This window comes from Streptomyces sp. NPDC002886 (assembly GCF_042888445.1).
GTDB lineage: Bacteria > Actinomycetota > Actinomycetes > Streptomycetales > Streptomycetaceae > Streptomyces.
Genome location: NZ_JBIAPV010000005.1, coordinates 453,554 through 469,084 on the forward strand (window position 1 = coordinate 453,554; position 15,531 = coordinate 469,084).

The following is a 15,531-nucleotide window of genomic DNA, read 5'->3' on the forward strand; positions in this document are numbered from 1 at the left end:
AAGACGGGCGTCGGGAAAGCGGGAGGCGGGAGGCGGGAGGCGGAAAACGGGAGGCGGAAAACGGGAGGCGGCGCGTCGGGGACGTGGCCGCCGCAGGGGCGGGCCCCTCAGGCGGCCGGGGCGTACGCGGGCACCCGTCGGGCGAGGGCCCAGTACGTGAGCCCGGAGACCACCGAGCCGAGCAGCGTGAGGTCCGCGCCGCCGAGCGGGGCCACGAGCGGTCCGGTCCACAGCTCGGAATCGCAGGTCAGGGCGGCGAAGGCCATGCCGGCGAGCAGGGCGGCCATACCGGCCGGGTGGCAGCCGGAGCGGTACCAGTAGGCGCCCTCGCTCCCGGCGTGCAGCGCGTCGGAGTCGTAGCGGCAGCGGCGCAGCAGCATGTCGGCGAGGAAGACGCCGCCCCAGGGGGCGAACACGATGATCAGGAGGGAGAGGAAGGACAGCAGCGAGGTGGTGAAGTCGGTGAGGAAGAGCGCGGCGAGCGATCCGGCGGCGGTCACGGCGGCGCTGATCACGATGGCGCGGGCCCGGCTCCAGGGGATGCCGAGGACCTGGAGGTTCAGGCTGGAGGAGTAGAGGGTGATGATCGAGTTGGTGACGGAGCCGCCCAGGACCAGGGCCAGGAACAAGGGCTGGAACCAGCCGGGGAGCAGGCTCTCGGCTCCGGCGACGGCGTCGGTCATGTCGGTCTGGGTGGCGGCGGCCACGCCGGCGATCCCGAGGGCGACGGAGGACACGAACCCGCCGAGCGCGCCCATCCAGGTGATCGACTTCAGCGAGGTGGTGCGGGGCAGGTAGCGGGTGTAGTCGGCGGGCATCGGCAGGTACGAGAAGGGTCCGGCGAGCATCACGACGAAGGCCAGGCTCCAGCCGGACAGGCCCGGGGCCAGGGCGTCGGCCGGGGCGGTGGTCTCGGCGCCGGGCAGGACGAAGACCAGCAGGGCGCCGAAGCCGACGGCCAGGACGTAGGCCATCCAGCGCTCGGCGAACTGCACGGTGGCGTGGCCCCACATGGCCACGGCGAAGGTGAGCGCGAGGGTGACGCCGAGTGCGAGGGCCCGGATCAAGGTGCCGCCGCCCAGGCCGACTTCGGCGAAGAAGACCTCCAGCGCCAGGGTCCCGACGACGGTGTTGACGATGGTGTAGCCGATGCTCACGATCCAGTTGAGGACGCCCGCCGGCCAGTTGCCCCGTACGCCGAAGGCGGCCCGGGAGATGACCAGGGTGGCGGTGCCGGTGCGGATGCCGCTCAGTCCGGCGGCGCTGACCGCGAAGAAGGACAGTCCGCTGATCACGACCACGGCGGTGGCCTGCCAGAAGCTGAGGCCGAAGGCGACGGCGAGGGCTCCGTTGATCACGTAGGTGAAGGTCAGGTTCGAACCGAACCAGAGCCAGAAGAGGTCCTTGGCCCCGCCGTGGCGCTCGGCGTCGGGGATGGGGTCGATGCCGTGCGTCTCGACTCTGAAGACCTCGTCGACGTCGGCCGTCGTCTCCTGCTGTGCCATGCGTCTGCCCCTGACCTGCGTACCGGCGATCTGGAGAACCGTCGAAGCGACCTTGAACGCCGTTCTAAGTTCTTGAATGGCATTCAAGATGCGCTGCCGACCCGGACCCCGTCAAGACCCTGTCCGGGATAAGGTCGGCCCACGAAGATCGGGAAGGCGGTACGGGTGGCAGCGGGAGCGGCACGGCGGCGCGACGGGCAGATCGCCCAGGAGCGGATGCTGGACGAGGCCATGACGGCGATCGCCGAGGACGGGCTGGCGGCGCTCACCATGTCCGCGCTCGCCGAACGGCTCGGCACCAGCGGCGGCCACATCCTGTACTACTTCGGCAGCAAGGACCGGCTGCTGCTGGCCGCCCTGAACTGGAGCGAGCGGCAACTGGCCGCGGAGCGCGGCGAATTGCTGAACCGCAGGGTCACCGCCCACCGCAAGCTCGCGCTCTTCCTGGAGCTCTACCTGCCCCGCGGCCCCCGCGATCCGCGCTGGACGCTCTGGATCGAGCTGTGGGCCCGCATCCCCTCGAACGAGCCGCTGCGCGCCGCCCAGCAGGAGATCGACGACGGCTGGCAGCGGGATCTGGAGGCACTGCTCGCCAAGGGGGTGGAGCAGGGCCGCTTCGCCCCCGGCCTGGACGTCCCCGCCCGCGCCTCGGAGCTGCTCGCCCTGCTGGACGGGCTGAGCACCCGGGTGGTCCTGGGCGAGCGCGGCGCCGACCGGGCCACCTCCCTGGAGCGCGCCCGCTCGGCGGCGGCCCTGCTGATCCCGCACACCTGAGGTCACCGGCGCCCCGACCGCGCCCGGACATGGGGAAAGCCCGCCCGGGCCTTAGCGCCCCGGACGGGCTTTTCCGCTCCTTAGCGGAGGTTCTCAGGAAGAAGAAGGTCCTTTCGAAGAGTCCCTCTGAAGGGTCCCTCTCCGGCTTACTTCTTCTTGGCGGCGGCCTTCTTGGCCGGGGCGCCCTCGGCGTTGCCGTAGTACGCCTGGCGCATGAGCTGCTTCAGGTCGTCGATCATCGGCATCCGCGGGTTGGCGGGGGCGCACTGGTCGGCGTAGGCGTTCATGGCCTGGGTCGGCAGGGCCTCGATGAAGGCCTGCTCGTCCACGCCCTCCTCGGCGAAGGAGGAGGTGATCCCGCACTTGCTGCGCAGGTCCTCGACGGCCTTGGCGTAGGACTCGACGCCCTCGGCCGCCGTGGCGGCCGGCAGGCCCAGCATCTTGGCGATCTCCTGGAAGCGCTCCGGCGCCCGGTAGACCTCGGCCTTGGGCCACGGGGTGGCCTTGTGGGTGACCGTGCCGTTGTGGCGGATCACGTGCGGCAGGAGCAGGGCGTTGGTGCGGCCGTGGGCGACGTGGAAGGTGTTGCCCAGGGTGTGCGCCATGGCGTGGACCATGCCCAGGAAGGCGTTGGCGAAGGCCATGCCCGCCACCGTGGACGCGTTGTGCATCTTCTCGCGGGCCTCGGGGTCGTTCGGACCGTCGACCACGCAGCGCTGCAGGTTTTCGAAGATGAGCTTGATGGCCTGGAGGCACAGGCCGTCGGTGTAGTCGTTCGAGTACGCGGAGACGTAGGCCTCGGTGGCGTGCGTCAGGGCGTCGAAGCCGGAGTCGGCGGTCACCTTGGGCGGAAGGCCCATCGGCAGCATCGGGTCGACGATGGCGACGTTCGGGGTCAGCGCGTAGTCGGCGAGCGGGTACTTCTGGGCCGCGGCCGGGTCGGAGATGACGGCGAACGGGGTGACTTCGGAGCCGGTGCCCGAGGTGGTCGGGATGGCGACCATCTTGGCCTTCTCGCCCAGCGAGGGGAACTTGTAGGCGCGCTTGCGGACGTCGAAGAACTTCTCCTTCGTGTCGGCGAACTCGACCTCCGGGCGCTCGTACATCAGCCACATGATCTTCGCGGCGTCCATCGGCGAGCCGCCGCCGAGGCCGATGATCGTGTCGGGCTTGAAGTCGCGCATCATCGCGGCGCCGGCCTGGACGGTGGAGAGCTCCGGGTTGGGCTCGACGTTGTCGATGATCTGGATCGACACGGCGCCCTCGCGGGCCTGCAGGATGTCGACGACCTTCTGTACGAAGCCGATGGAGACCATCGTCTTGTCGGTGACGATCGAGACCCGGCTGATGCCGTCCATCTCACCGAGGTAGCGGATGGAGTTGCGCTCGAAGTAGATCTTCGGCGGGACCTTGAACCACTGCATGTTGGTGTTGCGCCGTCCGATCCGCTTGACGTTGATCAGGTTGACCGCGGTGACGTTGTTCGACACCGAGTTGTGTCCGTACGAGCCGCAGCCCAGGGTGAGCGAGGGGAGGAAGGCGTTGTAGACGTCGCCGATGCCGCCGAAGGTGGAGGGCGAGTTGGCGATGACGCGGATCGCCTTGACCTTCTTGCCGAACTCCTCGACGAGCTCCTCGTCCTCGGCGTGGATGGCGGCGCTGTGGCCCAGTCCGTGGAACTCGACCATCGCGGCGGCCAGTTCGAGGCCGTGCTCGGTGTCGGAGGCCTTCAGGGCGGCCAGGATCGGGGACAGCTTCTCGCGGGTCAGCGGCTCGTTCTCGCCGACCTCGTTGCACTCCGCGAGGAGGATCGAGGCCTCGGCCGGGACGGTGAAGCCGGCCTGCTCGGCGATCCACTGCGCGGACTTACCGACGACGGCCGGGTTCAGCTTGGCGCCGTTGGCGTCGGCCGCGTAGGCGGTGGTGCCGAAGACGAACTGCTCCAGCTTGGTCTTCTCGGCGGCGGAGACCACGTGGGCACCGAGCCGCTTGAACTCGGCGAGACCCGCTTCGTAGATCTCGGTGTCGAGGATGACGGCCTGCTCGGAGGCGCAGATCATGCCGTTGTCGAAGGCCTTGGAGAGCACGATGTCGTGGATCGCGCGGCCGAGCTTGGCGCTCTTGTGGACGTACGCCGGGACGTTGCCCGCGCCGACGCCCAGAGCCGGCTTGCCGCACGAGTAAGCGGCCTTGACCATGGCGTTTCCGCCGGTCGCGAGGATGGTGGAGACGCCCGGGTGGTTCATGAGGGCGCCGGTGGCCTCCATGGAGGGGGCGGTGACCCACTGGACGCAGTTCTCGGGGGCGCCGGCGGCGACCGCGGCGTCGCGGACGATGCGGGCGGCCTCGGCCGAGCAGTTCTGCGCGGAGGGGTGGAAGGCGAAGATGATCGGGTTGCGGGTCTTCAGGGCGATCAGGGCCTTGAAGATCGTGGTGGAGGTCGGGTTGGTGACCGGGGTCATCGCGCAGACCACGCCGACGGGCTCGGCGATCTCCGTGATGCCGTTCAGCTCGTCGCGGCGGATGACACCGGCGGTCTTGAGCCCGCGCATCGAGTTCACGACGTGCTCGCAGGCGAAGAGGTTCTTGACGGCCTTGTCCTCGAAGAGGCCGCGACCGGTCTCCTCGACGGCCAGCTGGGCGAGCTCGCCGTGCTGGCTCAGCGCGGCCAGCGAGGCCTTCTTGACGATGTGGTCGACCTGCTCCTGGTTGAACGACGAGAACTGGTCGAGCGCCTTGAGCGCCCCCTGGACCAGTCCATCCACCATCTCGTTCGCCTGCATGGCAGGAACTCCTTCATTTCGACTCAACCTGAACCGCTTTCCTGATGACTCAATTCGACACCCAAAAGCGGAAGCCGCGCCGCCGAAAAAGCCCTTATCCACCGGGCCGAAGGACCGTTCACACCCGTTCACGCCCCCTTCATCACCGCTCTGACCTGCGCAGATACCGTGGGACCTAAGACCCCTGTGCGCTTGTGAAAACTTTCACAAGAATTTCGGGCGAAGTGCGCCCTACCGCACTCCTCCCCCAGCGCGCACAATCACCGTGACGAGTCGCGTCGACCGTGAGGGAGGGAGCGCGTGCGCAGTCAGGTGCGCGTCGCGGACGGACGGAATCTGACGGTGGAGCGCTGGGGCGACCCGCACGGCAAACCCGTTTTCCTGCTCCACGGCATGCCCGGCAGCAGACTGGGCCCCGCCCCCCGGGGCATGGTCCTCTACCAGCGCCGGATGCAGCTCATCGCCTACGACCGCCCCGGCTACGGGGGCTCCGACCGCCATCCGGGCCGTACCGTCGCCGACGTGGCCACCGAGGTGGCCGCGATCGCCGACTCCCTGGGCCTGGACACCTTCGCCGTGGCCGGCCGCTCCGGCGGCGCCCCCGGCGCGCTGGCCTGCGCCGCCCTGCTCCCCCACCGGGTCACCCGGACCGCCGCCCTGGTCTCCCTGGCGCCGCGGGACGCGGAGGACCTGGACTGGTTCGAGGGCATGTCGCCCTCGAACATCCGGGAGCACTCCACCGCCGGCCGGGACCCGGAGGAGCTCGCCGCCCGGCTGATCCCGCGCGCCGCCGGGATCGCCGAGGACCCCGGGCGGCTGCTGGACGAGCTGCGCCGCGAGCTGACCGACAGCGACCGCATGATCGTCGCCGACGCGGGGCTGCGGGCCATGCTGCTGCGCAACTATCGCGAAGGGGTCCGCACCTCCGCCTACGGCTGGATCGACGACGCCATCTCCTTCAGCAGCCCCTGGGGCTTCGACCCGGCGGACATCCGCTGCCCGGTGCTGATCTGGCACGGCGAGCTCGACGTGTTCTCCCCCGTGGGCCACTCCCGCTGGCTGGCCGGCCGCATCCCGGGCGCCACCACGAACATCGACCCGGCCGCCGCGCACTTCGCGGCGCTGCGCGCCCTGCCCGACGTACTGACCTGGCTGCTCAGGGAGGTACCCGCACCTCCCGTCAACGAACAGCAGCCGGCGTAGGCGACCGGCGCGGACACGGGTCCACCGCGCACGGCACCGTCAACTCGCCCTCACCGCACTGCGACTTGTGACCACGCCGCGCCCGGTCCGCGGAGGCGCGGCCACCGCGGCCGCGGCACGGTCGCGCCTCCCGGCCAGGGGCCACCGCTCCCGATCGGGAGCGGTGAACGCGGACACCGCAAATGGAAAGGATCTTGCCGTAAGGCAAACGGGCGAATACCGGGTCCGAGGGAATTCGATCATGTTTACCAGAGCCGCCCGATCGGCCCTGCACAGGACATGACTCTGTAGCGACGACCTGGGCAGTTCGGCACGCCGATCAGTGGCCGGGGAGGTAAAGTCCGCGCCAGACACTGGCTTCTCGCCAATGTCAACCCCTCCCATTCCCCATGACCTCCCCGAGGACGGCGTCATGAACACCTCCGCAACCCACCCGGCCAGCACCGTCACCGCCACGCGCGTGCCGCTCGACCGGATCGATGTCCGCGGTGCGCGCGCGGCCGCGACCCTGGGTCGCGTCCTTCCGACGGAATCCGGCCGAAAGGTTCAGACGCCCATCTTCAACTCTGCACTCTGACGACGAAGTCAGCGCTCTAGACTGGTGGAATGACCGGCCTGATCGCTTTTCGCGAGATCGTCCTGAAAGTTCACAGCAGATGCGATCTTGCTTGTGATCATTGCTATGTCTACGAACACGCAGATCAGAGCTGGCGTGGCCGGCCCAAAGTGATCTCCCCCGAGGTGATCGCCCAGACCGCGTCGCGTCTCGCCGAACACGCAAGGACACACGCACTCCCCTCCGTCACGGTCATCCTTCACGGAGGGGAACCGCTTCTCGCGGGCACCGCCCGCCTCCGGCTCGTGTGCGAGGAATTCACCCGCGCCCTCGACGGCATCGCCGACCTCGACCTGCGCATGCACACCAACGGCCTCCAGCTCAGCCGCCGTTACCTGGACCTCTTCGCGGAGTTCGGCGTCAGCGTCAGCGTCTCCCTCGACGGGGACCGCGCGGCCAACGACCGCCACCGCCGCTTCGCCGACGGACGCACCAGTCACCCCCTGGTCCTCGCCGCCGTGGACCTCCTGCGCACCGAGCCCTACCGCCACCTCTACCAGGGCCTGCTCTGCACCATCGACGTGGCCAACGATCCGGTGGCCGTCCTCGACGCCCTCGTCGAACTGGCCCCACCGCGCGTGGACTTCCTCCTCCCGCACGCCACCTGGCAGACGCCCCCGGTCCGCCCCGACGAGGCCCCCGACACCTACGCGCGCTGGCTGCTGCGGGTCTTCGACCACTGGGAGCACCTCGGACGCCCGGTCCCCGTACGGCTCTTCGACTCGCTGTTCTCCACCCTCGCCGGCGGCCCCAGCCTCACCGAGTCGCTCGGCCTCGCGCCCACCGACCTCGTGGTGGTGGAAACCGACGGGACCCTGGAGCAGGTCGACTCCCTGAAGAGCGCCTTCGAGGGGGCCGCCGCCACCGGGTTCAACGTCTTCGACCACGCCTTCGACCTGGTCGCGTCCCATCCCGGGGTCCGCGCCCGGCAATTGGGCCTGGCCGGCGTCAGCGACACGTGCCGCCGCTGCCCCGTCGTACGTTCGTGCGGAGGCGGGCTCTACACGCACCGCTACAAGGCCGGCCCCGGGGACCTTTCCGGCTCCGAAGCCGCCGGTGATTTCGACAACCCCTCGGTCTACTGCACCGACCTGCGCGAGCTCGTCGACGGCGTGGAGGGGCGTACGAGCACCCGCGCGAGCGCGCCGGAACTGTCCGACCCCACCGCGCTGGCCGGCTCCCAGGAGCAGCTCACGCGGGACCTGCTCGCCCTCTTGAACGACCGCCGGACGGGTGATTCCGACTGGGACCGGGCCTGGCGGGTGCTGGGCGCCGTGGAGCGGGCCGGGCGGGCGGGCGCGGACGCGCTGGACGCCGTACTGGCCCACCCCTTCACCCGGACCTGGGTCATGGCCTGCCTCGACCCCGCACAAGAAGCCCTGGGCGCCCCGCAGGCGGCCCGCAGGCTGACCGCACTGGCCGCCGCCGCCGTGCTGCGCGGCGGGCTCGACCTGCCCGCCGAGGTCGTCTACCGGGACGGCGAGGTGTACCTGCCGACGCTCGGCCTGCTGCGCCTGGGCGAGCCCGGCACCGAGGGGCGGGCCGCGCTGCACGCCGCCGACGGGGGGTACGCCGTCCGCGAGGAGGGCCGCGCCGAGCACCGCTTCGGGCCCGCGGCGGGTGACGCGCGCTGGCAGCCCGTACGCACCTGGTCGCCGGGGCCGGACACGGCCCCGGTGGCGCTGGAGGACCTCGACCCGCACCGCAACTGCTTCGCCCGCCCGCCCAGGCTGCGGCTCGGCGCCGGGGAGGCCGAGGAGTGGCGGGAGCGCCTCGACGCGGCGTGGTCGCTGCTGCACTCCTCGGTGCCCGAGTTCGCCCGGGCGGCCGCCACCGGGCTGACCACGCTGACCCCGCTCGCGGGCGGACCCCGGGCCCGCGGCTGGGGCGAGGCCGGGCGGCACGGTCCGGGCGCGCTCGGAGTGCCGTACGCGGCGGGCGTGGCGGAGACCGCGCTCGCGCTGCTGACCGGGCGGCGGCGGGCCGGCCTGCAGGCGCTGACCGAGGTGGCCGACCTGTACGCGCTGGACGGGGAGTGGCAGCACCCCTCGCCGTGGCGGGAGCGCCCGGTCCCGGTGTCCCGGCTGCTGGCCGACGTGCACGAGCGGGTGGCCGTGGAGGCCTACCGGCGGGCGACCGCCGCCGCCGAGCCGGGCGGGCTGGACCGGATCAACCGGGCGCTGGACCGGCTGTCGGGGGCGGCGGAGCTGACGAGCACCGGCAAACGGCTCGTGGAGCAGCTCCGCTGGGAACTGAAGGCGGTCGACGCGTGACGGCGGCCGGCGCATGACGAGCGGCCTCGCCGGCCCCCTGCGCGCACTCGGCGTCCGCCCCGGCACGCGCCTCCTGGTGCACGCCGCGCTCGGCGGCACCGGCCTGCGCGCCGAGGAGCTGCGCGGGGCCCTCCTCGCCGCCGTGGGGCCGGGCGGCACCCTCGCGGCGCCGGCCTTCACCCCGCAGAACTCCAAGACCTCCAGCGCGCACCTGGCGCAGATCGCGGGCCTCTCCGAGGAGGGCGTACGGGCCTTCCGCGCACGGATGCCCGCCTTCGACCCGGCGCGCACCCCGAGCCACGGCATGGGGGTGTTCGCCGAGGCGGTGCGCACCGCCCCGGGAGCGGCCCGCAGCGGGCATCCGCAGACCTCTTTCGCCGCGCTCGGCGAGGGTGCCCGGGAGCTGTGTGCGGGGCATCCTCTGACCAGCCATTTGGGCGAGGAATCCCCCTTGGGAAAGATGTGCTGGGAGGGATGGAAGGTACTCATGATCAATGTGGGATTTTCCGTTTGCACCGCTTTCCATCTCGCGGAGTATCGAATTCCGAAGCCCCCCTTGCGCATGTACGAGTGTGTGGTGAAGGTGAACCTTCCGGGGTCTTCAGGGGGGCAGCCCTGTCACGGAAAAGAGGCGCCGAAGCGGGAAGGGTGGACCGCGTACGAGGACATCGCGCTGGATGACAGCGATTTCGCCGAGATCGGCAGGGCGTTCCCGGAAGACCGGATACGCCGGGGGTGGATCGGCGGGGCATCGACCATGCTCTTCGCCCTTCCGCATGCCGTCGATCACGCGCTTGAATGGATGACCGAAAACAGACGCTGATTGACTGAACGATGAGGGGATGTGGCGGAGCAGCTCCGGAATGATGTTTCTTCGCTCGCATCTTCGGGACGGGGGTCGTGTGCCCGCATCAGTGCAGCCGTACTTTTTTCTCAGTTATGCGCATACACCGAGGTTCGGGGCGGGAGGACCGGACCCGGACATGTGGGTGGAGCGGCTTTTCCGCGATCTCTGCAGCCATGTCATGGCACTGACGAATCTCCCGGCGGGAGCCGAGGCCGGCTTCATGGACCGGGAGATACGCAGCGGTGAGGGCTGGTCGGAACGGCTCGGGGCGGCGCTCGCCACCTGCCGGGTCTTCGTCCCCCTGTTCTCGCCGCGCTACTTCGCCAGCGAAATGTGCGGCAAGGAATGGTTCGCCTTCGCGCAGCGCACCATCCACCACGTGGCGCTCAGCAATCAGCCGGCCGAAGCCATCGTGCCCGCGTTATGGGTACCGGTGCCGCCCTCCCAACTACCCCTTCCCGCCGAGCGGTTGCAGTTCAACCACAACACCTTCGGCGAGCGGTACGTCACCGACGGGCTCTACGGCCTGATCAAACTCCGGGGCTACGCCGAGCAGTACGAGAGCGCGGTCTACGAACTCGCCAAACGGATCGTCCGGGTCGCCGAGACCGTCCGGCTCGATCCGATCCGGCCCCTCGACTACCGCCTCGTGCCCAGCGCCTTCGGCTCCCCGGGCAGCACTCCCGGGCCCACCACCCGCACCCTGCACGTCACCGTGGCCGCCGCCTCCCGGCACGATCTGCCCGAGGGCCGCAGCCCCGAGTACTACGGGGACAGCGCGGTGGACTGGAACCCGTACCACCCGGTCTCCCAGCGGCCCATCGCCTACGTGGCCGAGGACCTGGTCCGCAACCTCAACTACCAGACCACGGTCGGCTCGTTCGACGACGAGGCCGGCCACTTCGACTCCAAACAGCCGCCGACCCGCCCCGAGATCCTCATCGTGGACCGGTGGGCGGTCGAGGACGAGCAGCGCCGGCAGCGCCTGGCCGCCTTCGACCAGGAGTCCCGGCCCTGGATCAACGTGGTCGTGCCGTGGAACCGGTACGACCACCAGAGCCGCGCGAAGGAGAGCGAGCTGGCCCACCGGCTGGAGGACACCATGCCCGTCAAGATGAGCCAGGGCCGGGCCGCCTGCCGGGCCGCCGCCAACGGCGTGGCCAACATGGAGACGCTCGGGCAGATCCTGCCGCAGGTGGTGGAGGCCGCCGCCCAGCAGTTCCTCAGACACGCCCAGGTCTATCCACCGGCCGGCAGCCCCGCCGCCGGAACCGAACGGCCCCGGCTGCTCGGTCCGATGGGGATGAACGGGCCACCGGCCCCACCGCCCGCCCCCTTCCCGCCCACCCTGGGCGACACGGGCGACGGGCACGGCGGGTCGGGCAGGCCCGACGACGACAACGACAACGACCGGGGGGACGCGGATGACATCGAGTCGTGACAGCCAGAGCCATGACAGCCAGAATCGTGACAGCCTGCACGGCAGCAGTGACGAGCACCGCGAGGGGCGCATCGTCACCTTCTACTCGTACAAGGGCGGCACCGGCCGCACGATGGCGCTGGCCAACACCGCCTGGATCCTCGCGGCCAACGGCAAGCGGGTCCTCGCCGTGGACTGGGACCTGGAGGCGCCCGGCCTGCACCGCTTCTTCCACCCCTTCCTGGACCCCTCCACCCTCGGCGCCACCACCGGTGTCATCGACCTGATCAGCGAGTACGCGTGGGCGGCCACCAGCCCGGTGCAGCGCGCCGACGACTGGCACAAGGACTACGCGCGGATCCAGCCGCACGCCGTCTCGCTCACCCCCGAGAACCTCGGCTGGGAGTTCCCCGACGGCGGGACCCTCGACTTCGTCTCGGCGGGCCGGCAGAACCGCGAGTACTCGGCCACCGTCTCCACCTTCGACTGGGACAACTTCTACGACCGGCTCGGCGGCGGGCTCTTCTTCGACGCCTTACGGGCGGACATGAAGCGGAACTACGACTACGTCCTGATCGACAGCCGCACCGGGCTCTCCGACATAGCCGACATCTGCACGGTCCACCTGCCCGACGTCCTGGTCGACTGCTTCACCCTCTCCGACCAGTCCATCGACGGCGCGGCCTCCGTGGCCCGGCAGATCGACGAGCGCTTCAACGACCGCGGCATCAAGATCTACCCGGTCCCGATGCGCATCGACGAGGGCGAGAAGGAGAAGGCCGACGCGGGCCGCGCGCTGGCCCGGATCAAGTTCGACCGCTTCCCCAACGGCCTGATCGGGGACGACCTCACCTCCTACTGGGGCGCGGTGGAGATCCCGTACCGCCCCTACTACGCCTACGAGGAGACCCTGGCCACCTTCGGGGACGAGGCCGGGCTCACCAACTCCCTGCTCTCCGCCTTCGAGCGGCTCACCGCCGTGGTCACCGAGGGCGACGTCACCTCCATGCCGGCCATCGGCGAGGAGGTGCGCCTGCGCATCCGCGACGCCTTCACCCGGCGCCGCCCCGCCCTGCCCGCGGACCTCTTCCTCTCCTACGTCGCCGAGAACCGCATGTGGGCCGACTGGATCGAATCGGTGCTCACCCGGGCCGGCTTCCGGGTCGTCCCCCGGGACGTCTCCGCCGAACGGGCCCCGGCCACCGCCGCCGGGGACACCCTGGGCGGTACCGGGATCAGCGTGGACACGGCCGCCCGGACCGTGGTGCTGCTCTCCAGCGCCTACCTCAAGTCCGCCCGCGCGGTGGACGTGTGGGAGCGGGCCGCCGCCGAGGACCCGACCGGGGGCCGGCGCCAGCTGATACCGCTGCGGGTGGGCGACGTGCGCCTGTCCACCCCGTACATCGACCGCAATCCGGTGGACCTGTTCCGCCTCGACGAGGTGCACGCCACGACCGCGCTGCTGCGCGCGGTGGAACGGCCGATGGCGCTGCCCGACACCGTCGCCAGCGCCTCCGCGCCCGGCCCCCGCTTCCCGGGGACGGTCCCGAAGATCTGGAACGCGCCGCCCCGCAACCCCGGTTTCACCGGCCGCTCCATCGTGCTGGAGCGGATGCGCGACCAGCTCGGCGGCGGCATATCCGTGGTGCTGCCGCAGCCGCAGACCCTGTTCGGCCTCGGCGGCGTGGGCAAGACCCAGGTGGCCTTGGAGTACGTGCACCGCTTCATGGCCGACTACGACCTGGTCTGGTGGATCTCCGCCGAGCAGACCGACGACGTGGTCGCGGCCCTCGCGGAACTGGCCGTACGCCTGGGCGCGCAGACCGGCGAGGACATGTCGGCCGCCTCCCAGGAGGCGATCGACCTGCTGCGGCGCGGGGTTCCCTCCTCGCGCTGGCTGCTGGTCTTCGACAACGCCGACGATCCCGAGACCCTCAAGCGGTACTTCCCGCCGGGCGGCCCGGGGCACGTGCTGGTCACCTCCCGCAACCAGTCCTGGTCCCAGTACGGCGACGCGCTCCCGGTGGACGTGTTCCTGCGCGAGGAGTCCATCGAGCACCTCCAGCGCAGGGCCCCCGGCCTCAGCAAGGAGGACGCCGAGCAGGTGGCCGTCGCCGTCGGCGACCTGCCGCTGGCCGTCGAGCAGGCGGGCGCCTGGATCGCGGAGACCGCGACCCCGGTGTCCGCGTACATCGAGCAGCTGGCCCAGCAGGCCGCTCGCGTCCTGGCGCTGAACCAGCCGCCCGGCTACCCGGAGCCGGTGGCCGCCACCTGGAACGTCTCCATAGAGCGGCTCCAGTCCCGCTCCCCCGCGGCCGTGCGGCTGCTCCAGCTGTGCGCCTTCTTCGCGCCCGAGCCGATCTCGGCGAACCTCCTCTACAGCAAGGAGATGATCGACGCGCTCAAGCCGTACGACTCCTCCCTCCAGGAGAAGCTGGTGCTGGGCCGCGTCATCCGGGAGATCGGCCGGTTCGCGCTCGCCAAGGTCGACCAGGTCAGCAACAGCATCCAGGTCCACCGCCTGGTGCAGGCCGTGATCCGGGCGCAGCTCTCCGAGGAGGAGCAGCGCGAGGCCCGGCACGCGGTGCACCGGATCCTGGCGGGTGCCCGGCCGGACGACGACGAGCCGATAGACAACCCGGAGACCTGGCCGCGGTTCAACACCATCTGGCCGCACCTGACCCCCTCCGAGGCCCGGTTCTGCAAGGAGCCGGAGACCCGCCGGCTCCTGATCGACCGCGTCCGCTACCTCTGGAAGCGCGGTGACTTCAAGGCCGCTTACGCGCTGGGCGAGGAGCTGCGCGAGACCTGGCGCGAGACCCTGGGCGGCGACGACCTCCAGTACCTCTACCTGCGCTTCCACCTCTCCAACATCCTGCGCTCGCAGGGCCGGTTCGTGGAGGCGATGGAGCTGGACGAGGGCACGCTGGAGCGCCAGCAGGCGGCACTCGGCGTCTCGCACCCGCACACGTACATGACCACCAGCGGTCTGGCGATGGACCTCGGCGCGCTCGGCCGTTACGGCGAGGCGATGGAGCTGGCGAACGCCGCGCACGAGGGCTTCGGCCAGATCTTCCACGAGGCCCACCCGCGGACCCTGGCCGCCGCGAACAACCTGGCGCTGAACCTGCGCATGATCGGGCAGTACGCGCGGGCCAGGGAGATCGACCAAGAGGTCTTCGACCGGCGCACCGAGGTGCTGGGCACGGACCACCCGTACACCCTGTCCTCGGCGCAGAACCTGGCGCGCGACCTGCGCGAGGTGGGCCGGTACGACGACTCGGTGCAGCTGCTGAGCCGGACGTACGAGATCTACAAGCGGACCCTGGGCCGGGCCTTCCCCGGCACCCTGTCGGCGGCCAAGAACCTCGCGGTCTCGCTGCGCAGGGCGGGCGACGTGGAGGACGCGCTGCGGCTGACGACGGCGACCCGCAACCGGTACCGGGCGAAGTACACCTCGGTCAACCCGGACCTCCTGGCCTGCGAACTGAACCTGGCCGCCGACCTGTTCGCGACCGGGGACCCGGGCGCGGCGCGGGACCTGGCCCAGGAGGTGGTGGACGAGTACGTCAAGGTGCCGGGCGAGCGCCACCCGTACACCCTGGCCGCGGTCAACAACCTCGCGGTGTTCCACTGGGGCACGGGGGCGGCGGAGACCGCCGATCCGATGCTGCGCCAGACGATCCGGCACATGCGCGAGGTGCTGGGCGACAACCACCCGCACACCATCTTCGCCAACCTCAACCTGGCCAACGCCCGGGCCGACCTGGGCGATCCGGAAGGCGCCCTGGAGCTGGAACGTATCTCGGTGATGCGGCTGCGCGAAGCGCTGGGCGTCCACCACCCGGAGACCCTGGCGAGCGCCTCCAACATGGCGGTCAGCCTGGACATGATGGGCCGCAAGGAGGAGGCGAACCGGGTACGGGCCGAGTCGGTGGCCGAGCTGACCCGGCTGCTCGGCGAGGACCACGGGCTGACCCGGTACGCGCGCGACGAGCGCCGGGTCCACCGGGACCTGGAGCCGCTGGCGGTGTGATCCGCGGGGGCGGCTCCCGCCGGGCGCCGCCCCCGCACCTCTCCTCCCGATGGACGCAGAACGCTGAACCAGCA

The 15,531-nt window shown here is 70.8% G+C and carries 9 protein-coding genes; 7 read left to right on the forward strand and 2 right to left on the reverse strand.

Annotated elements, in window-relative coordinates; translation table 11 throughout:
- Window positions 1-107 precede the first annotated feature (107 nt).
- Entirely contained in the window at window positions 108-1,505 is a 1,398-nt protein-coding gene (locus ACFYYB_RS25640; RefSeq protein WP_389437753.1) for a purine-cytosine permease family protein, read from the reverse strand.
- A 216-nt stretch (window positions 1,506-1,721) separates the two neighbouring features.
- Between ACFYYB_RS25640 and ACFYYB_RS25645 the strand changes: the two genes are divergently transcribed.
- Complete coding sequence (locus tag ACFYYB_RS25645) at window positions 1,722-2,279, forward strand: TetR/AcrR family transcriptional regulator (protein WP_389437911.1); 558 nt, start codon at window positions 1,722-1,724, stop codon at window positions 2,277-2,279.
- 146 nt (window positions 2,280-2,425) lie between these two features.
- On the opposite strand, the gene adhE is transcribed toward ACFYYB_RS25645, so the two are convergent.
- Entirely contained in the window at window positions 2,426-5,062 is a 2,637-nt protein-coding gene (gene adhE, locus ACFYYB_RS25650; protein WP_389437756.1) for a bifunctional acetaldehyde-CoA/alcohol dehydrogenase, read from the reverse strand.
- A gap of 300 nt (window positions 5,063-5,362) precedes the next feature.
- On the opposite strand from adhE, the gene ACFYYB_RS25655 reads away from it, so the two are divergent.
- The 6 genes from ACFYYB_RS25655 to fxsT all read left to right on the forward strand — a co-directional run bounded on the left by ACFYYB_RS25655 (window position 5,363) and on the right by fxsT (window position 15,457).
- Window positions 5,363-6,265: an alpha/beta fold hydrolase gene (locus tag ACFYYB_RS25655; RefSeq protein ID WP_250740272.1), complete on the forward strand. Its 903-nt coding sequence runs from the start codon at window positions 5,363-5,365 to the stop codon at window positions 6,263-6,265.
- A 412-nt stretch (window positions 6,266-6,677) separates the two neighbouring features.
- Complete coding sequence (gene fxsA / locus ACFYYB_RS25660) at window positions 6,678-6,842, forward strand: FxSxx-COOH cyclophane-containing RiPP peptide (RefSeq protein ID WP_254384685.1); 165 nt, start codon at window positions 6,678-6,680, stop codon at window positions 6,840-6,842.
- A gap of 29 nt (window positions 6,843-6,871) precedes the next feature.
- Window positions 6,872-9,154 carry a radical SAM/SPASM protein FxsBH, inactivated beta-hydroxylase extension form gene (fxsBH, locus tag ACFYYB_RS25665; RefSeq protein WP_389437764.1) on the forward strand — a complete coding sequence of 761 codons (2,283 nt, stop codon included), beginning with the start codon at window positions 6,872-6,874 and terminating at the stop codon, window positions 9,152-9,154.
- 13 nt (window positions 9,155-9,167) lie between these two features.
- Window positions 9,168-9,977 (forward strand): aminoglycoside N(3)-acetyltransferase, encoded by an 810-nt coding sequence (locus ACFYYB_RS25670; RefSeq protein WP_389437767.1) that lies wholly within the window; start codon window positions 9,168-9,170, stop codon window positions 9,975-9,977.
- Window positions 9,978-10,020: 43 nt separating this feature from the next.
- A complete protein-coding gene (locus ACFYYB_RS25675; protein ID WP_389437912.1) occupies window positions 10,021-11,442 on the forward strand; it encodes a TIR-like protein FxsC in 1,422 nt (473 codons plus the stop codon).
- The gene (gene fxsT / locus ACFYYB_RS25680; RefSeq protein ID WP_389437769.1) at window positions 11,426-15,457 is read left to right on the forward strand and encodes an FxSxx-COOH system tetratricopeptide repeat protein; all 4,032 of its coding nucleotides are present in this window, start codon (window positions 11,426-11,428) and stop codon (window positions 15,455-15,457) included. The genes ACFYYB_RS25675 and fxsT overlap by 17 nt, the downstream gene beginning before the upstream one ends.
- Window positions 15,458-15,531 lie beyond the last annotated feature (74 nt).